This window comes from Streptomyces sp. NPDC006691 (assembly GCF_042869955.1).
GTDB lineage: Bacteria > Actinomycetota > Actinomycetes > Streptomycetales > Streptomycetaceae > Streptomyces.
This window is the reverse complement of sequence record NZ_JBIAGW010000017.1, coordinates 138368-159795: the sequence shown is the minus strand read 5'-3', so window position 1 is coordinate 159795 and position 21428 is coordinate 138368. Positions and strand designations below refer to the sequence as shown.

Sequence of the window (21428 nt, the reverse complement as noted above, 5' to 3'; positions counted from 1 at the left end):
AAGCGGCGTCGACGTCCGGCCGGCCCGGCGCATCGCGGCGTCGGCGTCCCACGCATCGCAGCGGCGGTGGACAGGCAGACCGCCGCGATGCGCGAGCTGTTCGGGCTGTTGAGGTTTTTCAGGGGACTATGCGCCAGCGTTGTTGGTCGGCGGGGAGGGCGCCGCAGGGGCGGACCTCCGCGACTTGCAGCTTGGTGTCGTTGGGCGAGAGGTCGGACATGCACCAGCCCCCGTCCTTGCTGATCAGGCGGACAAACCCGTCCGCCCCGTCGATCGGCTGGATCGACCACTTCTGGTTGCTGGTCATCTGACCGTTGGTGAGGCTGGGCTCGCGCCCGACCGCGCCCCACATCTGGATCTGGTTGCCCTCCCGCAAGTTGTCGACGACGGCCCACGGCTCTGAGGAGGAGGTGAAGGCGAACTCGTCGCGCGGTAGCGGCCGGACGTACCAGTACTGGTCCCACGTGGGGTCGTCCTTGATCTCGCCCCAAGTCGTGACGTTCCGCCCCTCCCGTGCGTCGGACGTTTTCGTCGTCAGGTACTTGCCGAGGCCGGACTGGATGCGGACCAGCTTGGTGGGGTCGTACTGCGGCTTCTTCGGACCGCCCCCGCCCCCACCACCGCCACCGGACCCGCCGCCATCCTGCTTCGGCTTGGGCGCCGGCGGCGCCGGGGCCGAGGGCGGCGGCGGAGCCGGCTGGGTCGACGGAGTGGGCGGCGCGGACGGCAGCGGGCTCTGCGAGCCCTGCGGCAGCGGTATCTGCTTGGCGGGCGCCTGCTCCGAGGCCTGGCTCTTGACCCCGGTGTCGTGCCGGAGCCAGATCATCACGAACACCACGAGCAGCGCCAGCAGGATCGAACCCACCGCCAGGACCCAGCGCGGGAACACCGACGGCTGGAGGTAGGTACCGCGCAGCTCCTGCGGAGCCGCGTCGCCGGACCTCAACACCCCCACGGTGAACGGGTGTTGACGCGTTCCGCCGAACCAGCTCACGTTCACCGCGGTGAGCTCCACCTCCGCGAAACCGGCTCGGCCGGGGTCGACCTGCACCGCGGTGGGGTTGGCCTCGACATTGGCGGCGTCACCGTTGTCACGCGTGGAGAACGACGCGGTCAGCGGCTGGTTGCCGAGGTTGTCGACGGCCAGCCGGCCCCGCGCACGACGCCGGCCCCGCACCGAGCGCGGCACCAGCTCGGCACGCATCTCGGCGAACGGCCCGATGGTGAGGCGCCCCTCGACGACATCGGCCTCGTGCGGATGCTCACGCGGGTCGACCCGGATACCGAACACACTCGGCCCGGCGATCGCGTCCGAGGTGCGCGGCGGCGCGAACGTGAGGTCGGCGGTGCCCTCCGCCCCGGGATACAGCCGCAGCACGGCCGGCTCGATCCGCGCCCACCCGGCGGCGTCCCCGACCGGAGTGAGCCGGTACTCCTCGACGGTGTCCCCCGTATTGCGCACCCGCAGCCTGACGACGGCGCTGTCACCGGGGGCGACGGTGGTGGCGGGGGGCTCCAGGGCAGTCCACATACTCATCCCATGTGCGTAGCGACTTCTTCGGTATGCCTGCCCTGCTGGTAGCTGAATCGCTGTCAGAGGGGCGGCAGAGAACACCAATTGTGCGATGGACGGTCGGCAGGGTGGCACGCGGGGCATGGACCGGGCGAGATCGGCCTCGCGGAGGGACCCCTCGCGGCCGGTGTGCCTGCGGGATGCCCGGGCTGGGGACGTGCTCGCCCCGCGTCTGTTTCCCAAGGTGGCAGAAGACCGGCGCCGGGGGCGGCCATGCCGGCCGCCCGTTCTGACTCCGGGGGCGCCGCCCGGGCTCGGATGGCCGACGGCCGACGCGGCTCGACGTGCGGCAGTCCGGGGGAGGCGTGCGCCTCCTCGGGCCGCGGGGTGCAGCGGTCCGGCGGGACAGGTGGCGCGGCAGGGCCGGGCTGCGGCCTCAGGCGCCCGGCGCTTTCGCAGGGGTGTCGAGGGCGTCGGGCGCCGACCAGCGTTCCTCGGCCAGCGCGGTCAGCGTCCGCAGCGCGGCGGTGGGCTGCCGGTCCTTGTGGAGAACCAGGTGGACGCCGAGGACCGGGCGGTGCGTCCACGCCAGGGGCGCGAGCTCGCCGCGCCGGATCTCGTCCGCGACCGCGGCCGCGGGCAGCAGCGCGATCCCGAGCCCCGCCGCGGCGCACCGCTTGAGCGCCTCGGTGCTGACGAACTCCATACGCGCCGGGTGGACGCCGGCCGACGTCAACTCTCGTTCCATCACCTCGCGTTGGGCACAGCCCTTCTCGATGAGGAGCAGCGTCTCCCCGGCCAGGTCCGCGGTGGGTACCCGGGTGCGTCCCGCGATCGGATGGTCCGGGTGCGATACCAGGCGCAGCTCCTCATGGCCGAGCACCTTCGATGTCAGCATGGGGCCGCCGACCTCCTCCTCCAGGAGGAATCCGGCGTCCAGGGTGCCTTCGCCGAGAGCTGCCAGGAGAGTTCCGCGACTGGCCGGGCCGAAGATGACCTGGAGCAGTGGAAAGCGGTCCTTGAGGGCGCGCAGGACGGGCGGCAGCCGGTGGGCGCACAGGCTTTCCGGGGCGGCGATCCGCAGGGTCCCGCGGACGTTCTCCGGGCTGCCGCAGGCCGCTCTCACCGCGTCGGCGGCCTGCTCGGCGTCGTTCAGGAGGGTCTGCGCGTGGGGGAGCAGTGCGCGCCCGGCGTCGGTGAGCGCCACCCTGCGGCCGAGCCGTTCGAAGAGCGGTGCGTCCAAGTCGCGCTCCAGCCCTTTGATGTGCGCGGTGACGCTCGACTGCACGTAGCCCAGTTCTTCCGCCGCCCGGGTGAAACTCATGTGCCGGGCCACCGCGGTGAAGGTCGTCAGGTGCTTCAGTTCCACAGCGTGATCGTAGAACTCGATCGTTCGCATCGCAATTGTTCGTTGGACGTGATGGATGCCGGGCTCCTAGAACTGGAGGCATGGGCCCCTCCACACAGCAGTGCATCCGCCGTGCCGGTACCGGACGAGCGGCCGGCATGGGTGGCAGAAGCTTCCTTCTGCTGCTCGCCGCGACGTTCGGAACGTTCTCCAACTACGCGCCCCTGCTCTCCGTGACCCCCCTGTGGTCGGCCGAAGGCGGTTCGGGTAACACCGGGGTGGGTGCCGCGACCGGGATGACGATGGCCACCACGGTCGGCGTCCAGTTGTGCATGCGGCGCCTCTTCGCCCGGTTCACGCTGCGCCAGATCCTCGTCCAGGGCGCCCTGCTCCTCGGCCTGCCGACGTTCGCCTATCCGCTGTCCACGGATCTGGGCTGGGTGCTGACGATCTGCGCCGTGCGCGGCGTGGGCTTCGGCATGGTCGCGGTCGCCGGGAGCGCGCTGGTGGCCGAACTGGTCCCGCCGGAAAGGCGTGGGCGCGGGGTCGGGTACTACGGCGTCGCCGTGGGCCTCCCACAGGTGCTGTGTCTACCGCTCGGCGTCTGGGGCGCCCAGCACATCGGCTTCACCCCGATCTTCCTCGCCGCGGGTGCGCTGAGCGTGCTGGCCGCCCCGCTGGCCGCAGGCATCAGGGTGCGCGAGGAGCCGGCCGGTGCGCGGGCGCGGGGCGGTGACCCGGCGGGGGAGGAGTCGGCAGGCGGCGGCTCCTCGCACCTGGCCGGCCCGTTCGTCCTCCTGATCGTCGCCGCCTGCGCCCTCGGCGGTGTGACGTCCTTCCTGCCCCTGGCGCTCGAACGCCCCTCCGCCGCGCCGTGGGCCCTGTTCCTGCTGTCGGCCGCCGTCGTCGCCGGACGGTGGGCCGCGGGGGTCGTCAACGACCGGGCCGGCCTCGGGCGTCTGCTGGTGCCCGGCTTGCTGGCGTGCGCGGTGGGCATGGGCGGCTTCGGGGCCGCGGCCGCGCTCGACGGCGGCGCCGTGGTGGTCGCCGCCGTGGCCGCGACGGTGTACGGCGCCGGTTTCGGAGCGTTGCAGAACGACACCCTGGTCGTCATGTTCCGGCGGGCGCGGCAGGGTGGGCACGGGCGGGCGAGCACGCTGTGGAACATGGCGTACGACGCGGGCACCGGCATCGGCTCGCTGGCTGTCGGCGTCTGCTCCCAACTGGTCGGGCTGGACGGGGCGTTCACCGGCTGCGCCGTCCTGATCCTGCTCGCCGTACACCTCGCGCTGCGGGACGCGAGGTTCGAGCGCCGGGTCGGCCGGGCGGGCGCGGCGAAGCGGCGGAAAGGTATGGGCCAGGGAACGGGGGACATCTAGCCAATTCGTATCGGCCGGGGTTGTGCGTGGCACTCCGGCGCAGTGATCCTTACATTCGATGGACGGGAAAGGCAGCCTTCATGGTGAACAGCTCCTCTTCACCCCGCACGCGGACGGCTTCGCGCCACCCTGGCTCCAGTGGGGTGTTCGTGGACCTGAGCCACGAGATAGTGCCGGGCGCGACCGCCTACCCCGGACTGCCCCAGCCGGTGCTCACCGACCACATCTCACGGGAGCGGTCCCGTGCGAACTACGCGCCGGGCACCGAGTTCCACCTGGGCATGGTGTGCATGATGGGGCAGACCGGTACGTACATGGACGTGCCCCATCACCGCTACGCCGACGGGTACGACCTCGCCGAGCTGGACCTGGCCCGCGTCGCCCATGTGCCGGTCACGGTGGTCGACACCGACCGGCGGGAGATCCCGCCGGAGGCCTTCGCGGGAGCGGAGCTGACCGGCCGCGCGGTACTCATCAGGACCGGCTGGTCCCGACACTGGGGCACCGACACGTACGGCAGCGGACGTCACCCCCATCTGTCCGACGCCTCGGCCGCGCTGCTGGCCGAGGCCGAACCGGCCGTGGTGGGCATCGACTCCACCAACATCGACGACACCACGGGGCGTGAACGCCCCGCGCACACGCGCCTGCTCGGCGTCGGCATCCCGCTGGTCGAGCACCTGACCAACCTCTCCGCCGTGCCCGCGCGGGACGGTTGGTTCACCGCGGTACCCGTGAAGTTCGCAGGCCTGGGCACGTTCCCGGTCCGCGCCTTCCTGCATACCGACCGAGGGGCGTGATCCACGCTCCGCACCGTTCCGAGGATCAGAGCGACATCGGGTGCCGCGAGGCACCCGCGCGCAGCGCCCGGCACACACCCGCCGGGCCGCGTGGACGGTTGTTCCGGCGATGGAGACCCTCCGGGCACGACCGTCGCACCCTGCTCGATCCTCTACGAGAGCGGAGCAATGGCCAACCTTCAGCAGTTGCGAACCCTGCACACGGTGCGCAGCCACGGTGGCATCCACGCCGCGGCCAAAGCACTGCACCTCTCACCCTCCGCGGTGTCCCAGCAGATCAAGTCGCTGAGCTCGGAGTGCGGATTCGCCTTGGTGGAGCCGGAGGGCCGGGGTATCCGGCTGACCGACGAAGGCTCGATCATCGCTGAAGTCGCCGCCCGGATAGCCGATTTGTGGCAGACCTCGGTCGCCAGACACCAAGCGCCGTCCACCCAGCCGCAGCGCAGACCGACGATCGCCCTCGGCGCCTTCCCGTCCGCGATGGGCACCTGTGTGCTCCCGGCGCTGCGCGGCGAGGACCAACTGCCCTTCCACCTCCAGCTGTTCGAGACGGCGCCGTGCGAGGGCCGGGACCTGGTGAAGGCCGGGGTCCTCCAGGCCGCGGTGTCGGTGAAGGAGACGGACGGCCTCCCCGTGGCCGAGCTCGACGGGCTGCACACCGTGCCGCTGCGCCACGAGCCGTTCGTGTTGGTGGGCCCGCCGGGCCTGGTGTCGATGGCCATCCGCAGCGGCCCGGAGTCGCTCTCGGGATTTCCCTGGGTGCTGCCGCGGGTCGGTTCGGACTGCGACCGGCTGATCAGTGCCCACCTGGCCCGGCACGGCGTGCTGGTGCGCCCGGTGGGGCGTACGGACGACTGGAATCTGGCCCAGGACATGGCACTCACCCTGAGCGCGGTGACCTATGTGCCGGCGTCCGCGCTGATCCGGCGCGAGGGTCTCAGCCGTTCGGTGGACGGCGCGGGCATCCCGGCGCCCTCGCGCACCGTCGTCCTGGTCGCCGAGGAGGCGGCCGCCGTATCCAGCTGGTTCATCGTCCTGGAACAGCGGTTCAAGCGGGCCTGTGCCCGTATGTCGGGTGCGGTGCACGGCAGTTGAGGGGGGGGCGTCTCGGCCGGACGTGACCGGCGGCCGGTCCGCGTCCCGGACCCCCCTCCGGCCCGGGACGCGCAAGGTCAGCCGTTCTTGAGCCGCACCAGCCCGTCGTACTCGGGTTTGAGTTTCCACTGCGGGTCCGGCGGTGTCCGGTGGGGGCGCGGCACGTAGTCCGAGTAGCGCTCGCACCGCATGTCGTGCAGATAGCGCGGACAGTTCTCGAAGACCTGCCGCACCCGGACCTCCACCACGGCGTCCGCGTCGGGGAAGGCGTCGAGCAGCGCGGCCTCCGTGGAGATGTGCGCGATGCCGTTCACACGGAGCTTGATGGGTTTGTCGTAGTCGATGAACAGCATGCCGATCCGGGGATTCTCCACCATGTTGCCCAGGCTGCGGAACATGCCGTTCCCGTCGTAGCTGGGAAAGCGCAGGAGGTCCGGCGTCACGACGTGGACGAAACCGGGGAGCCCGCCCTTGTACGAGCAGTCGGGGAATCCCTGTGCGTCCGCCGTCGCGAGGTAGAAGCACGCGGCAGCGGTGACAATCCCGGCGGCCGATTCGTCGAGGTCCTCGGTGACGTACTTGCCCGCTATGTGGTCGGCCAGCGGCCGGGTTTCCAGCGCGTCCTGAACACGTCGTGCTCCCTGATTGTAGAAATCTCGCTCGGGCATGAGGTCGTCCCGTCCCTGATAGCCGGCGTCGTAGGAACCGTCTTGCCCCTGGTGAGCTGCCCACAACAACTGTGCGTGGTTGGTGAACGTTCTATTTTCGGGGGAGGAGGATCTTCCGGGAGCGTCCCGGCGCGGCAGTTGCCTCCCATTCGCGCAGATCCTCCGCGCCCGGTCGCCCCTTCCGCTCTGCGGATGATGCATTGCGTTGGAATCTGACTGTTTCGACCTTCTGAAGTGTGCGGGATCTTGCGTTCACCGGCGGAACACTCTTGTACGAGGCCGCAAACGTGACCGGGAACAGGGACGTACGCGCGGCGCTGCCCAGGCCCGAAGACCCCACAGGATTCCCGGTCGTCCCCATGCCGCAACCGATACGGCAACCGATGCGGCAGCCGATCGTCCCCCGATGGAAAGGCAATGTCCGTGACCGCAACCGCCGTTACCGCCGTACCCGTCGATAGTTGGTCCGACAGCATTTCCCGCGCTTTCCCCCGCGCTGGGGAAACCCCCGACGCGGCGGCACGCGAAACTCTGCTGAGCCGCCTGCACCGCCACTACGTCGCCTACATGGCGGGCCCCGCCGACTTCGCGCACATACCCCGGCTCAACACCGACCCCGCCATCACCGCGATCGAGGAGGCCTGGCTCGCCTGGGAGGACGGCCAGGTCGACCCCTTACAACTCCCTTCCAGCGGAGCCGAGTTCCGGACCTGGTTCCTCGACGTCGCCGACCGGCACACCCAGCCGGAATTCTGTGACTACCTCGCCAACGAGGCGACCCTCGAACAGATGGCACTGTTCTTCATGGGGGAGGAGCTCGTCGACAGCAAATTCGACGACCTGATGGCGATGGTCCAGATCGGCACCCAGGGACACACCAAACTCACCATCGCCGAGAACTACTGGGACGAGATGGGCGAAGGCGACATCGACCAGGTCCACACCCGGATGTTCGAGCACTCCGCCGTCTACATGCGTGCCCGGCTCGCGGACGCCGGCATCGGCCAGGAGGCGCTCTTCTGCCCCGAAGCCTTCGAGAACGCCTGCCTGCTCCTCATGTACGGCATCCACCGCCACCTCAACCCGCGCGCCCTCGGTGCCATGGGCGTGCTCGAACAGAGCGCGTCCCCGCGGTTCCAGGCCATGGTCGACGGCTGCAACCGCCTCCATGTGCCCGCCGACGTCATCGACTACCAGCGCATCCACGTCCACGTCGACGCGGACCACGGAGCCGAGTGGTTCGAAGGGGTCTTCGTCCCGCTGGTCGACAAGTCCCCGGAACTCCTGCGCGAGATCTCCCTGGGCGTCGCCACCCGGGTCCGGGTCGCCAACGCCTACTACCGCCGCATCTGGGAGGCCATGCTGCGGCTGCCGCACTGACCCGTGCTGCCCGTCGAGAAGAACCGCCTCACCGAGGAAGGAATCACGATGGCCGTCACGGCCTCCCCCCGACCCCCGCAGGAACTCTTTCGTAAGAGCCGGGTCCTGGCCTGGGACCAGACCGTCTTCATCTTCAAACTGACCCTGGCCGTCGCCCTGGCCGTAGGCGGCGGCTACCTCGCCCTGCGGCCCAGCCCGGTCCTCACCGCGGCCGGCGTCCTGATCCTGGGTGCCGTCTACACGCACATGGTGGAGCTCCAGCATCAGTGCCTGCATCACTCCGCCTTCCGCACCGCCCGACCCCACCGGCTCGTCGGCGTCCCCCTCGGTGTCCCCCTGCTCGTCTCCTACAGCCACTACCGAGTGCGCCACCTTCAGCACCACCGCTTCCTGGGGACCCCGCAGGACTCCGAGTTCTTCGGATTCGACAGCCGCAAACCCATCACTCCCGCCCTTCTGCTGCGCGGCCTGTTCGACTACGCACGCCTGCTCGTCGTCGTACGCGAGGTGGTCGCGAGCTGCACCGGCACCTGGACCTACGACGCCGGGCAGATCGCCGAGCGCAGGCGGCGCGAGGTCGTCAATGAATACCGTCTCTTCGGCCTGATCATGGTGGCCGCCGCAACCGCCGTCGCGCTCGGACATGGTGAGACCCTGCTACGCCTGTGGCTGCTGCCGCTCCTCGTCGCCATACCGATGCACTTCCTCGTGGAACTTCCCGAACACCTCCTGTGCGAGACCGAGACCACCGACGTACTGCGCAACACCCGCTCCATCAGCGGTAGTTGGCTCACCACCTGGTTCACCAACGGGAACAATCTGCACATCGAGCACCATGCCGCGATGGTCGTCCCGATCAACCGGCTGCGCGAGCGCCACCCGGAGGCCGAACGGCACGCGGTGCACGTCGAGCGCAGCTACGCCGCGTTCTACCGCAAGGCCGCCCGCGCCGCATGGCGCAACCGCGCCGCCTCGGTCCGGCAGCCGGGACGGAGCACCCGGTGAGTGCGGCGGGGCGCCGCCCGGCCGTGGTGAGCGGCAGTGCCATCCGGCACGCGAACCGCCTGTGCGGCGAAGCGGTCCCGGACGCCCGCGGGATGTCCTGCGTGGGGGAGACCATCCGGATCGAGGTCCCGGAGGCGGAGTTCCTCATCCGGCTGACCCGGCCGACCGCCACCACGACCCGGCTGCGCATTCAGGCGGTCTTCCGCGAGAACAGGCCCGCCGGGGGCACCTGGTGGTCGAGCTGGGAGGTCGACGTCCCCGCCCTCCCGGGCTCCGCGGCGGTGGGCCGCGCCCTGGTCGCGGAACTCACCCGCAGCCGTGCGTCGTTCAGGGCGGCCCTTGCCGATGCTCAATGGACGGAGGCGGCCTGAACAAAGACGGTGGCACGGGGCGGCACCACCTCGCGAGGTGGTGCCGCCCTCTTCCCGTGCGAGGTGGCCCCGGTCGTGGGGAAATCCGCGTGGTCGGCGGCCACCGCGGCGATGGGCTCGCCTGGGCAGCACGAGTGACGTCAGCCGGCGGCGTGTGATCCGTCCTCCGGCCGCCTCCGCCCGGTGTGCGCCAGCGCGTCCTCGGCCTGGGCGGCCATCGTGGTGACGAGTTCGGCGGCCGAGGGAAGATCCGTGATCAGGTCCACCGCCTCGCCCGCCCAGACCGGCTCGGGCGGAATCACACCGCGCGCCACATCGTCCCGGTACTGCAGGGGCGCGCTCCCGTCGCGGGCCAACTCGGCCTCCCTGCCGCGCCATTGATCCAGGTAGGGGTGTCCGAGCGTGCGAGCCGTGTATCGCTCGACGGGCCAGCTGGATCCACGGGCGATGTCCAGCACGCCATTGCGTTCGGTGTCCTGTCCACGCCCTTCGAGGAGTGCCTCGCGGACCGAGCGGCCGACCGACGCCTCCGTGGTGGCCTGGAAGCGGGTGCCGATGAGCGCGCCCGCGGCGCCCAGGGCCAGTGCCGCGGCGACCCCCCGCCCGTCGGCGATCCCCCCGGCGGCCAGCACGGGCACCGGAGCCGCGAGGTCCACCACGAGCGGGACGAACGGCAAGGTGGAGCGTCCGCGACGGGCACCGTGCCCGCCGCTCTCGGTGCCCTGCGCCACGATGACGTCGGCTCCCAGGTCCACGGCCCGCCGGGCCTCCTCCAGATCGGTGACCTGGACCAGCACGGCCGCGCCCGCGTCACGGACGCGATCGACGAAGGGGGCCGGGTCCCCGAAGGAGAACATCACCGCCGCCGGACGGAACGCCAACGCGCCCTCCACCGCACGGACATCGATGGCCCAGGCCAGGAAGCCGACGCCCCAGGGCCGGTCGGTGCCCTGGGCCACGACCGACAACTCCCGCTCCAGCCAATCCTTTTCGCCGTATCCGCCACCCACAAGTCCGAGTCCGCCCGCGCGGGACACGGCGGCCGCCAGTGTGCCCCCGGCCGCACCTCCCATCGGCGCCAGTGCGATCGGGTGCCGCACGCCCAGCATCTCGGTGAAATCCGTCGACAAGACCATGGCCCTCATGATTCCTCTCGGACCCCGGCGCCGGGCGGAATCGACCAACCGGGCCGTCCGCACCGGACGGAACCGGCCACGCGGCGTACCACGGTGCCGCGCCCGGTCGCCTGCCCACGTGCTGGAACGGGCCGGGGCGGTGCCGGGTCGGACCGAGGGCGGGCGGTGCGGGGCTCGTTGCCCCGATGGCTGTTCCCGGTCGTGCGGCGCGTGAGTGGCCCGCGCGGTGACTCGTGTGGCGTGCCGTGCCGACAGCCTCTTCGTGCAGTTGGATCGGCAGTGGACGGCCGGACCCGGGACAGGACGGGCGTGGCCGACGACGGACGACGACGGGTGGAGTGGCATGGCATCCCAAGAACCGGCAGTGGCCCACTGGCTGTTCGGCGACCAGCTCGGGCCGCACTTCCTTGATCCGGCGCGTGGCGGCCCGCGCCGGGAAGTGCCGGTACTGATGATCGAGGCGCGCGGTGTGTTCCGGCGCCGGCGGTTCCACCGTGCGAAGGCGCACCTGATCCTCTCGGCCATGCGCCACCGGGCCGCCGAGCTGGGAGATCGGGTGCGGTACGTCAAGGCGGACTCCTACCGGGAGGGGCTGGAAGCCGTGGGGGAGGGACCCGTGACGGTGCATCACCCCACTTCGCATGCGGCACTCGGATTCGTCCGATCCCTTCCGTCGGTGCGCGTCCTGCCGGCCCGCGGATTTCTCGTCACGCACGATGACTTCAGGTCGTGGGCGGAGGGCCGCGGCACGAAGCAGCTGCGTCAGGAGGACTTCTACCGATGGGTCCGCCAGGGGCACGACCTGCTGATGGAGGGGGACCGACCGGCCGGCGGCCGGTGGAACCTGGACCACGACAACCGGCAGCCGCCGCCGCGCGGCGCCACCGCGCTCGGTGTTCCCCCGCCCTACCGGCCGAGGGAGAGCGCGATCGACGACGAGGTGCGCGCCGATCTGGACCGCTGGTCACGCGACGGCGACGTCCAGTTCGTCGGAGAGGACGCACCGCGCGCGTTCCCCGCCACACGCCGTGAGGCCCTGGCCGCGCTGCACCGGTTCGCCGAGCGTCGACTCGCCACCTTCGGCGCGTACGAGGACGCGATCCTGGCCGAGGACGCCACGATGAGCCACAGCCTGCTCTCGTCCTCGCTCAATCTCGGACTACTGGACCCCGCCGAATGCGTCGAACTGGCCGAGACGCACTGGCGGTCGGGGGACGTCCCGCTGAACAGTGCGGAAGGTTTCGTGCGACAGATCGCCGGCTGGCGCGAGTTCGTCTGGCATCTGTACTGGCACTTTGGTGACGAGTACCGGGATGCGAACGCCCTGCGCCACCACCGGGCACTCCCCGCATGGTTCACGGAGCTGTCCTCGGAGGGCACCGACGCCAACTGCCTCTCCCACGTGCTGGAACGGGTCAGGGCGACCGGCTGGACGCATCACATCCCGCGTCTGATGGTCCTGGGCAGTTTCGCGCTACAGCGGGGATGGGAGCCCCGGGCCGTCACCGACTGGTTCCACCGCAGCTTCGTCGACGGGTACGACTGGGTCATGGTGCCGAACGTGGTGGGGATGTCCCAGTACGCGGACGGCGGACGGATGACCACCAAGCCCTACACGTCCGGGGGCGCCTATATCGATCGCATGAGCGACTTCTGCGGCGCGTGCCGGTACAAGCCGTCCGTGCGCGTGGGCGAAGATGCCTGCCCGTTCACTTCCGGATATTGGAACCTCCTGCACCGCCACCGCGAGCGGTTCGAGCACAACGCCCGGATGGTGCAGGCCGTGCGGGGCCTCGACCGGCTCCGCGACCTCGACGCGTTGCTGGCGCAGGAAGCCGCGCGCGAGGACTGAGCGATGCTGGGGGAATCGCATCGGTGTGACGCGGCGGACAGGCGTCGGGTTTCCGCCTGGGCCCATCCGACGTGCGCGGGGCCGGCGGAATTCGCGGGGGCGAGTCCGCGAGTCGCGCGCGAGCGGCGGGCACCGAGCCACGCCACTCCGTCCGTGGACTGCTCACTAAGGACTGCCCGCTGCGGAAGCCCCACCGGCAGGAGCGGTCGCACCGGCCCGAGCGGGGCCGCCGCCCGGATCGGCCCGACTCACGAGTTCTTGAAAAGCGCTCCAGGAGCGGGTGGGTTGTCCGGCGTCCCATACCTTCTGCGACAGAGCCGCCAGCGGCAGCCTGATCCCGCTCGCCACTTGCCCCTCGGTCTGCGCCTCCGGCCTGTCGCACCAGACGGCCAGCCGGGCGCCCAGGATGGAGTCCTGGTAGCGGGCGGCGTCGGGGACCGGCCGGCTGCCGCGCAGTACCGCGGGGGTCCATTCCTGGTAGATCGCCTGACCGGTCGGATACGTGAAGTCGTTGGGCTGGCCCAACACGTAGTACAGATACGCGTCGTTGAGGTTGACCACCTTGCGTCCCTCGGCGAGATACCCCTCGGGCAGCCGGGCGCCGATCTCCTTACCGGTCCAGTACTCGGCCTCGATGGCCGCGTCCGCCTTGGCGATGCCACCGGTGTAGAAGCCGTCGTTCCACGCCTTGAGCCGCTTCTTGGAAGGGGCCAACGCCCGTGCCCTGTCGTCGAGCCAGCGGGTGGCGAGGTCCTTGACCGTGCCACCCGGTCCGTACAGCCTGTGGGCCGCAGCCGCGAGGTTCGGGAACGACGCCTCCGGGTTCCGCCAGGTCAGGGCCTGATACTCGTCGCCGCCCAGATGCCAGGCACCACCGGGGAACAGTGGCAGGAACTCCTTGTACAACGCGTCGACCACCGGGCCGGCGCCGGCTTGGGAGATGTCGATCGCACCTTGCACGATCCGGCCGTTCACGTCTTTCAGCCGCAGATCTGGGAAGGACTTGAGCACCGCTCCCAGATGTCCGGGGGAGTCGATCTCGGGCACCACCGTGATGTGGAGGGACTCCGCGAGCTTGACGATCCCGGTCAGTTGCGCCTGGCTCAGGCGGGCCGCCGAGACGCTCTTCGCGTAGCGCGGATCCTTGATCTCGATTCCGAACCCCTGGTCGTCGGAGATGTGCAGGACCAGCTGATTGAGCTTGAGGTCGGCCATGGCGCGCAGCCGTGCCTCGATCCACCCCGGGGTGAAGTATTTGCGGGCGATGTCGAGGTTCAGGCCCCGCTGCGGCTTGGCCGGACCGTCCGTGACCGTGCCCTCGGCCAGCGCTCCCGTGGTGCGCACGGCCTGCTTGACGGTACGGGTGCCGTAGAAGACGCCCGCCTCGTCCGGGCCGGTGACATCCACCCGGCCACCACTCACGGTGATCCCGTACGACTCCGCCGGGCCCGAGGCGGAACCGGACAGGGCCAGGCGTATGTCCCCGGACGCAGGAGCGGCGGTCTTCCCGTACGCCAGCCCCAGCTCCCGGGCCAGGAGCTCGCCCTCGTCCGCCAGGCCGGGACTCTTCGCGTCGATCACCACGCGCGAACCGGGCTGCGGGCGCCAGCCCGGGCCGGAAGCGGCCTTGAACGCGCGGACGGCGGGCACCACGGCCGGTGGACCGGTGGCAGCCGTCGCCGCGGGCCGCTCGGGGGCCGCCGGTACCGCCGCGGAGGCGGTCCCGGAACCGGCGAGGATAAGCGCCGAGACGGCGACCGTCGCCACGGTGTAACGGTGGGCATTCCTGTGTACGGACATGGTCCTCCGCTCCGCTCCATTCGCCTTACCACGCTGGCACGCGGGCCGGGAGACCGCGACCCGGACGGGGTGCGGCACGGCGGCGCACGGCCGGTGGTCTCCGCGCACCGGCGGTCCGCACTGAGCGGAAGCCTCCATTCCGTGCATCCGGCGGGTCCAGCGGATCGGATGGGAGCTCCGCGTGCTGCGGCCCGTTCTCGGGATGGAGCACTCCGTCCCCGGTGCCGCCCGTGGCGGTCCCACGGTGGCAGTCGAGGTGCCGAAATCTCGGGCCGTGCCAGGCATCAGTCGGCGACGGGCCCCGATGCAGCCGCCCCGTTCGGGCACATCGGATCCGCCGAAGCGGGTGGTTCGCCGCCCCGATGGATCCGCGCGCCGGACAGGTCCATACAGTCAGCTGTCTGGCGACCCCGGCTACGGTCGGCCGGGTTCGTCCTCTTGGCCAACGTTTGGGAAGGTCCGACCATGACGCACGCGCAGAGTGCTCCCGCATCGCCGGCAGAAGCAACCGAGTCTGTCCGGCCTCCGGCCACCGCTGTCGCGGAGTCGAGCTCGGTTCTTGAGGAACGGGCCCGGCGCACGAGACGCAGACTGGAGAGACTGATAGGGATCGCGGCGACCGAGGGCAACTCTTTGGTGCCGCTGCGCAATGGTGACGAGATCTTCGCCGCCATGCTGGACCGTATCGGCTCCGCCAAGCACACGGTCGACATGATGACGTTCGTCTACTGGAAGGGCGACATCGCGCAGCGGTTCGCGGACGCCCTCGCCGACCGGGCGCGGCACGGGGTGCGGGTGCGGCTCCTCTTGGATGGGTTCGGGAGCCGGCTCATCGAGAAGGAGCAGCTGGACTTGATGGAGCGCGCCGGGGTGCGGGTGGCGTGGTTCCGTAAGCCCCTCTACCTGTCGCCGTTGAAGCAGAACCACCGTTGTCACCGCAAGGTCCTGGTCGTCGACGAGGAAACGGCGTTCACCGGCGGTGTCGGCATCGCCGAGGAGTGGTGCGGCGATGCCCGCAACCCTGATGAATGGCGCGACACCCATGTCCAGGTCCGTGGACCCGCGGTGGATGGGCTGGCTGCCGCGTTCGCGCAGAACTGGGCCGAGTGCCACGAGGAACTCTTCGACGACCGCGACCGGTTCGCCGCGCACATCCCGCAGGGCGACGCTGTCGTACAGGTGGTGCGCGGCTCTGCCAGCTTCGGCTGGCAGGACATGCAGACCCTGTTCCGGGTAGTGATCGAATCGGCGGAGGAACGGATCCGGCTGGCCACGGCCTACTTCGCGCCCGACGCGTACTTCATCGAGCTGCTGTGCGCTGCCGCCCGCCGCGGAGTCGAGGTCGAGATCCTGCTGCCAGGGCCCTACACCGACAAGCGGGTCTGCCAACTGGCCGGGCAGCGTTACTACGAAGACCTGACCGCGTGCGGAGTCAAGATCTTCGAGTACCAGCCGACGATGCTGCACACCAAAGTCGTCACCGTCGACCGGACCATGGCACTGGTCGGCTCGACGAACTTCAACCGCCGCTCCCTCGACCACGACGAAGAGGTCATGCTCGCCGTCCTGGACCAGGCGTTCACGGCGAAGCTGGACAGTCACTTCGCAGAGGACCTGGAACACAGCGAACTCATCACGCGCGGACGCTGGAAGCGGCGCTCTACGCTCCAGCGGGCCAAAGAGGTCGCCGTCGCGCCGATCCGCCGCTTCCTGTAGGTCTCGGCCTCGTGGCGGCCGCGCGGGCGGCGCATCACGTCTACGCCGCGTTGGTGATCGGGCAGCCGTCTCCTGGCACCGAGGAGCTCCACGCCTTCCGCGATCCGGTTTCTGTGGTCGGCCTGGGGCACGCACCGCGGATCACGGTGTCCAAGGCGGCGTCACCGGCCTCTTCACAGTCGCCTTGGTCCACCGGGGAAAAGAGGGGCTGGTTCAACGAAGGACGGATCTTTCGGGCCGACTATCCGGTCGCTCGGGGCGAGCGGGGTTGCGCGCGCAAGGCAGGAACTCGGGCGGTGTCTTCGACTGGGGCCAGGCTTTCACCCAAGGTCAGCAGCGAGAGGAGCCGCACCGGCCGGCCGGCTGTGGCGGCGGCTTCCATCTTGTGGTGGCCATCGAGGAGGAAGTGGGTCAGGCCCCAGTGCACGAAGTAGTCGTCTGCCCGGTCCATGGCGGGCTGGCACACGTCCAGCGTGGAGATCGCCACGGCCGTGGGGATCGTTTCCCGCTCCATGAGCGCGACGTACTCCTCGACGCGCTCCCGCTCGTTCCACGTCGGGGGCACCATGGGAACGACGAACTCATAGAGGTGGGCGTCCTCATCGACCCGGGTCTCGAAGGTCCGGTAGTACGGGGTGTGAGGGTACTCGGGGAGGCCCCAGAACTGGTCGACTCCCCACGTCGTCACCTGTTCGCCGCTGAAGTAGTCGCCCTCCTTGCCGGGGACGACCAGCCGGGGTTCCACCTCCAGGAGCAGCGGAAGGTACTCGTCCTCCGGCAGCAACGCACCGAACGCATCGAGCACGCCGTCGTCGTCCGGTTCGGCCAGCGCTCCGGTGAGCCGTTCCTGCATGCGCTCCAGCGACAGCTTCTCCCGGGCGGTCTCCAGTCGGCGGAACAGGAGCGGGCACGTTCCGCAGTAGTAACTGAGCTCGAAGGCAGGCTCGTTGTCGACCATGAGCAAGCGGCGCCGCGGCCCGCCACCCATCTCATGCAGTTCCGTGTCGAAATGCAACCGCGCCTCGGCGGAAGGGACGCCGAGACGGCGGGAATCGCCCGTTTTGATCATCATGGACCGACCGTACGGGAAGGCGTGGCTCAGTACTTCTGAGTACTGAGCGACGGGTACCTGGCCGGACGGGCCAACCGAGTGTTGAGTCACACACACGTGGGCGTCGCGGGGTAGGCGGGCGTCGAGCAGCCCGGGGACAGCTCCTTGAAGTCAGGGGCGTTTATGTGGGGCGGTGAGCGAGCGGCCTGCTTGGTCGGGCTCGTCGGCCCCGGCTCGGAGTCCGGCTTCATCGTTGATCGCGGGCGGGCGGATGAAGCCGGGTGCTCATAGTTGCGCGAGAGTAGTTGGGGCGATTTGCCTGCCTATGGTGAGGATGCCGTATCTTTCCGTCGTGCCGCCTTTCGGCTTTCTTTCCTTTGCGTCGATGCCTTCGGTCGTCACGTGTGCCCGATACGAGCTTTGCCTGCTGTACGACTGTCCTTCTCCGTAATGAGATGAGGCATATGCCAAAGGCGTTGTAGTGCAGCACATGCCCAACGCCCTTTGCCTCGTTTGCGGCTGATGGGCAAGCTTGCCAGGAGTGGCGACAGAGGTCCGGTCTGGGGCCGAACCGGCCTGTCGGCATCGGGGCCGGCTGCCGCGACTCGGGTTTGCGTGCCCGGACGTGACCATCGACAACAACCGTTGCTCCAGCGGGAATCGCCGCTGCCGGGCCCGCTGGATGCCCGCCACCACGTCAGCGCGACAAGAGGGTTGAAGTACGCGGGGTTCAACCCGGTAACCGGATCGAGCCACTTCCGCTCATCCGTCGAGAACGACCCCGGATGGGCCCGCAGTGGTCGGCACAGTTCATTTTCGGCCTTTGGATTCGTTCGAACAACTTCTTTCGTTCCGGGACGGCCAGGCAGTTCGCGCCCGGGTTACTCCCCAGTCGCCGTGCGGTGCCGACCCCATGAAATCGGCTGAGATGGACTGTCCGGAAACTTCCTGTGCGGTGGGGTTGTTTGTCGCGGAAGTCGCGGGGAACTCGCGCAGCAGCAGTACCAGTCGTGGGCTTGTGTGTACCGGTGACATCACGTCAATGACCCTCCTGCCGGAGGCGCGGGGGAACCATCAAAGTTTGCGTCAAAAGACAAGGGTTGCGTCAGAATGAGCCTTGTGTGGAGACTGTGGCCGAGTTTGGATGGAGCGCAGCTGTGCAGGATGCTTGAATTTTGTCAATCCTGATCCTTACCGAGGCGTAAATAGGTACGGTCACGCTTCAGGGATGATTTCTACTGTCTGGTCGATCACTGGTGGGACGCCCGCGTGACCGTCACGCGTTGGCATCGCCGAGGGGGATATGTCATGCCGGGTGGAGTTGCAGCGCCAAGTGCGCTCCGCAGGAGTCAGGGAGACTTCGACTCGTCGCTCCGCGAGTGTTGACGTTCGGTTGGGAGATCTGCACGGGATCTATGCGCCCCTGACGCGCTTCATCGGCACGTGTCAGGCGGGTCGTTCGCCGTCGGCGCGGGCCGCCGGCGCAGGCGGAGCCCGTCACGCCGACGGACGTCCGCGTCCGCGCTCTGTCGTCCAAGCCACACCCCGAACTGCTTTGTCCACTTTCCCTGCCGCGTGCGGTACGCGGCAGGGCCGTGTCCGCGTGCCGTTAGCCGAGGAGTCATGGTGTCCACCGACCAGAACCAGAAGACGAGCGATGGCTTTCTGCTGGATGAGTTACCCGGTCGCTGGCATGACCTGCGTGCGGCCGGCCCGATCCGGCGCGACGAGCGGCAGGGCGTGATGCAGGTCGTGGATCACGAGACGAGCGCTGCCGTGCTCGCCGATCCGGCCACCTACTCCTCGGATCTCTCCTCCCTCGCCCCCACGCAGGAGGACTTCGCGACCTTCACCCAGGGAAACTTCGTCGGCATGGACCCGCCGGAGCACCGCAAGCTGCGCGCACTGGTGAGCCAGGCCTTCACCCCACGCGTCGTCCAGGGGCTTGAGCCACGCATCGAGGCCGTCTGCGATCAGCTGCTGAACTCCGTCGCGGACCAGGACCGGTTCGACCTCGTCGAGACCCTGGCGTATCCGCTGCCCATCATCGTCATCGCGGAACTCCTTGGCATCCCGGCAGAGGAGCACCGAACCTTCCAGGACTGGGCCGGCGTCCTGTTCGGAGGGGATCAGCTCGGCGAGGCGCCCGACATGGCCGACCTGGAGCGGGCGCTGGCCGCCATCGCTCCCACGGTCCGGGAAATGAACAGTTACATGCTCGACCACATACGCGGCTGCCGGGCAGCCCCCGGCGACGATCTGACCAGCAGACTCATCGCGGCCGAGGTGGACGGCGTCCGGCTCACCGACCAGGAGATGGTCGGGTTCGTGGCCCTGCTCCTCGTCGCAGGGCACATCACGACCACCGCCCTGCTCGGCAATGCCGTCGTCACCTTCGACCGCCACCCCGAGGCGGCCGCCGCACTGCGCAAGGACCCCGACCTGATTCCGCCCGCGGTCGAGGAGGTACTGCGCTGGCTGCCCCCCTTCCCTGAGCTGGGGCGCCGCGTCACCCGGCCCGTGGTCCTCGGCGGCCACGAACTGCCCGCCGACAGCATGGTGATGGTCCACTTGGGCGCCGCCAACCGAGACCCCGCGCGCTTCGACCGGCCGGACGTGTTCCTCGCGGACCGTCACCCCAACCCGCACCTCACCTTCGGGCACGGCATTCACTTCTGTTTCGGCGCCCCACTGGCCCGACTGGAAGCCCGGATCGCGCTGAACATGCTGAATGAACGATTCCGCTACCTGGCGATCCCGTCGTACGACGACATCGTCCTGCAGAATCCGGCCGTCCTCATCGGCGTACGCCACCTGCCCGTCGAGGTCGGCAGGCCCTAGCCGCAGGCCGGTACGTCCACGCACCGCCCCGGCCGGGGCACCGCTCGCCGCGGCCGGAGAAGCCACCCGTACACGAGGAAACTCACTGGGGAGCTCCTTGCTCATGCCCTACTACGTCCCCTCCGTCCCCGCCGCCCCCCGCGCGGCGCGTCCCCTCCGCCAAGACCTCCAGAACCGGCTCGACTCCCTCGCCGAGACGCACGGGGTGCCAGGTGCTCAACTGGTCCTCGCCACCGGCACGGAGACGATCTCGCTGCACACCGGTATCGCCGACGCGGCCACCGGCACGCCGTTCACCCCGGACACGGCCGTCGCTCTCGGCTCGCTCACCAAGCCGTACACGGCCGCCCTGGTGCTGCTGCTCGTCGACGACGGCGACCTCGACCTGGACGAGCCCGTCGCCGACCACCTGCCCGCGCTGCGCGGCTTACCGGAGGTGACGATACGTCACCTGCTCAGCCACACCGGCGGACTGCCCACCGGCCCCGACTCCGACACGGCGTCGACGACCAGCGGCACCCGCTACCTCACTTCGCTGTGCACGTCCGAGCAGGCGCTGTTCCCGCCCGGCACCGACTTCTCCTATTCCAACGCCGGCTACGTCGCCGCGGGGCTGCTGGTCGAGGAGATCACCGGCATGCCGTGGCACGAAGCCGTTCGCGTGCTGCTCCTTGAGCCCCTGGGGATATCGGCGGCCTTCATCGGCGACAGCACCACCAGTCGCCCATGGGCCGCCGGACACGCCGTCAACACCGCCACCGGGCGGGTCCGTCCCGTACAGCAGAACCTGGCCTCGCTGGAGGCCCCGGCCGGGGCCCTGATGGCCTCCGCAGCCGATCTGGCCGCGCTCGGCGGCGCGTTGATCGGCCGGGATGACGTACTGCCGCCCGCGCTGGCCAAGGGCATGCTCCGCGCGGAGCGCGGTGCGCGGCCCGGAGCCCTGGCCGACGGCTGGGGCCTGGGGGTCGCCCAGTACCGGCAGGGCGACGACCTGTGGTGCGGGCACGACGGCAATGCCCAGGGCACCTCGTGCCACCTCCGGATCGACCCCGCGAGCGGCGTGGTCGTGGCCTTCACCGGCAACGCGGGCGGAGCCACCGCGCTGTGGCGCGAACTCGCCGCCGAAATAAGGCACTTGGCCGACGTGCGCGTGCCGGCCGGCCCCGCACCCGCCGGGGACCGGGGCCGCCAGGTCCGCCTGCCCGAGTGCTGGGGGACGTACCGCAACGGTGGCGCCGACTATCGCATCAGCGCCGGTCCCGACGGTCGCCCGGTCCTGTCCATAGATGGTGACCTGGCACTGCCGCTGGTCTGCTACGCGGATCTGTCCTACGACCTGGTCGACCCCGCCACCGGTCGTCGCGAACCCGGCGGACGCTTCCACCGCGACCCCGCCACCGGCCGGATCGAACGCGTCCAGGTGTCCGGTCGCACGGCGCGTCGCACCGACGACGGCTGAATCACGCCGGGCCG

16 protein-coding genes are annotated in these 21428 nt (G+C 69.9%); 10 read left to right on the top strand and 6 right to left on the bottom strand.

Annotated elements, in window-relative coordinates; genetic code table 11:
* Nucleotides 1-118: 118 nt before the first annotated feature.
* Both ACFYNP_RS29830 and ACFYNP_RS29825 read right to left on the bottom strand, forming a co-directional pair.
* Nucleotides 119-1537 carry a hydrogenase expression protein gene (locus ACFYNP_RS29830; protein WP_388789775.1) on the bottom strand — a complete coding sequence of 473 codons (1419 nt, stop codon included), beginning with the start codon at nucleotides 1535-1537 and terminating at the stop codon, nucleotides 119-121.
* 412 nt (nucleotides 1538-1949) lie between these two features.
* Nucleotides 1950-2882: a LysR family transcriptional regulator gene (locus ACFYNP_RS29825; RefSeq protein WP_388420214.1), complete on the bottom strand. Its 933-nt coding sequence runs from the start codon at nucleotides 2880-2882 to the stop codon at nucleotides 1950-1952.
* A 137-nt stretch (nucleotides 2883-3019) separates the two neighbouring features.
* Between ACFYNP_RS29825 and ACFYNP_RS29820 the strand changes: the two genes are divergently transcribed.
* From ACFYNP_RS29820 to ACFYNP_RS29810, 3 genes are all read left to right on the top strand, one after another.
* Nucleotides 3020-4240, top strand: coding sequence for an MFS transporter (locus ACFYNP_RS29820; RefSeq protein ID WP_388789772.1), 1221 nt, complete (start codon nucleotides 3020-3022; stop codon nucleotides 4238-4240).
* A 149-nt stretch (nucleotides 4241-4389) separates the two neighbouring features.
* Entirely contained in the window at nucleotides 4390-5040 is a 651-nt protein-coding gene (locus ACFYNP_RS29815; RefSeq protein ID WP_388789768.1) for a cyclase family protein, read from the top strand.
* A gap of 168 nt (nucleotides 5041-5208) precedes the next feature.
* Nucleotides 5209-6135: a LysR family transcriptional regulator gene (locus ACFYNP_RS29810; protein WP_388789765.1), complete on the top strand. Its 927-nt coding sequence runs from the start codon at nucleotides 5209-5211 to the stop codon at nucleotides 6133-6135.
* 77 nt (nucleotides 6136-6212) lie between these two features.
* Here ACFYNP_RS29810 and ACFYNP_RS29805 read toward each other — a convergent pair whose 3' ends face one another.
* Complete coding sequence (locus ACFYNP_RS29805) at nucleotides 6213-6803, bottom strand: pyridoxamine 5'-phosphate oxidase family protein (RefSeq protein WP_388789762.1); 591 nt, start codon at nucleotides 6801-6803, stop codon at nucleotides 6213-6215.
* Between the two features lie 417 nt (nucleotides 6804-7220).
* Here ACFYNP_RS29805 and ACFYNP_RS29800 point away from each other — a divergent pair, with 417 nt between their 5' ends.
* The 3 genes from ACFYNP_RS29800 to ACFYNP_RS29790 are packed head-to-tail and all read left to right on the top strand — an operon-like array spanning nucleotide 7221 to nucleotide 9559.
* Nucleotides 7221-8183 (top strand): iron-containing redox enzyme family protein, encoded by a 963-nt coding sequence (locus tag ACFYNP_RS29800; protein WP_388789760.1) that lies wholly within the window; start codon nucleotides 7221-7223, stop codon nucleotides 8181-8183.
* Between the two features lie 48 nt (nucleotides 8184-8231).
* Nucleotides 8232-9188, top strand: a complete 957-nt coding sequence (locus ACFYNP_RS29795; RefSeq protein ID WP_388420208.1) for a fatty acid desaturase family protein — start codon at nucleotides 8232-8234, stop codon at nucleotides 9186-9188.
* Entirely contained in the window at nucleotides 9185-9559 is a 375-nt protein-coding gene (locus tag ACFYNP_RS29790; RefSeq protein WP_388420207.1) for a hypothetical protein, read from the top strand. The genes ACFYNP_RS29795 and ACFYNP_RS29790 overlap by 4 nt, the downstream gene beginning before the upstream one ends.
* 140 nt (nucleotides 9560-9699) lie before the next feature.
* On the opposite strand, the gene ACFYNP_RS29785 is transcribed toward ACFYNP_RS29790, so the two are convergent.
* Nucleotides 9700-10695 carry an NAD(P)H-dependent flavin oxidoreductase gene (locus ACFYNP_RS29785; RefSeq protein ID WP_388789757.1) on the bottom strand — a complete coding sequence of 332 codons (996 nt, stop codon included), beginning with the start codon at nucleotides 10693-10695 and terminating at the stop codon, nucleotides 9700-9702.
* Between the two features lie 343 nt (nucleotides 10696-11038).
* Here ACFYNP_RS29785 and ACFYNP_RS29780 point away from each other — a divergent pair, with 343 nt between their 5' ends.
* The gene (locus ACFYNP_RS29780) at nucleotides 11039-12547 is read left to right on the top strand and encodes a cryptochrome/photolyase family protein (protein WP_388789754.1); all 1509 of its coding nucleotides are present in this window, start codon (nucleotides 11039-11041) and stop codon (nucleotides 12545-12547) included.
* A gap of 165 nt (nucleotides 12548-12712) precedes the next feature.
* Here the strand turns inward: ACFYNP_RS29780 and ACFYNP_RS29775 are convergent, their stop codons facing one another.
* A complete protein-coding gene (locus ACFYNP_RS29775) occupies nucleotides 12713-14347 on the bottom strand; it encodes a glycoside hydrolase family 20 protein (protein WP_388789751.1) in 1635 nt (544 codons plus the stop codon).
* A gap of 465 nt (nucleotides 14348-14812) precedes the next feature.
* Here ACFYNP_RS29775 and ACFYNP_RS29770 point away from each other — a divergent pair, with 465 nt between their 5' ends.
* Nucleotides 14813-16063 (top strand): phosphatidylserine/phosphatidylglycerophosphate/cardiolipin synthase family protein, encoded by a 1251-nt coding sequence (locus ACFYNP_RS29770; protein WP_388789748.1) that lies wholly within the window; start codon nucleotides 14813-14815, stop codon nucleotides 16061-16063.
* Nucleotides 16064-16304: 241 nt separating this feature from the next.
* Here ACFYNP_RS29770 and ACFYNP_RS29765 read toward each other — a convergent pair whose 3' ends face one another.
* Nucleotides 16305-17132, bottom strand: coding sequence for a hypothetical protein (locus ACFYNP_RS29765; protein WP_388789803.1), 828 nt, complete (start codon nucleotides 17130-17132; stop codon nucleotides 16305-16307).
* A gap of 1605 nt (nucleotides 17133-18737) precedes the next feature.
* Here ACFYNP_RS29765 and ACFYNP_RS29760 point away from each other — a divergent pair.
* A complete protein-coding gene (locus ACFYNP_RS29760) occupies nucleotides 18738-19955 on the top strand; it encodes a cytochrome P450 (protein ID WP_388420201.1) in 1218 nt (405 codons plus the stop codon).
* Nucleotides 19956-20058: 103 nt separating this feature from the next.
* Nucleotides 20059-21414: a serine hydrolase domain-containing protein gene (locus tag ACFYNP_RS29755; protein WP_388789745.1), complete on the top strand. Its 1356-nt coding sequence runs from the start codon at nucleotides 20059-20061 to the stop codon at nucleotides 21412-21414.
* Nucleotides 21415-21428: the final 14 nt, after the last annotated feature.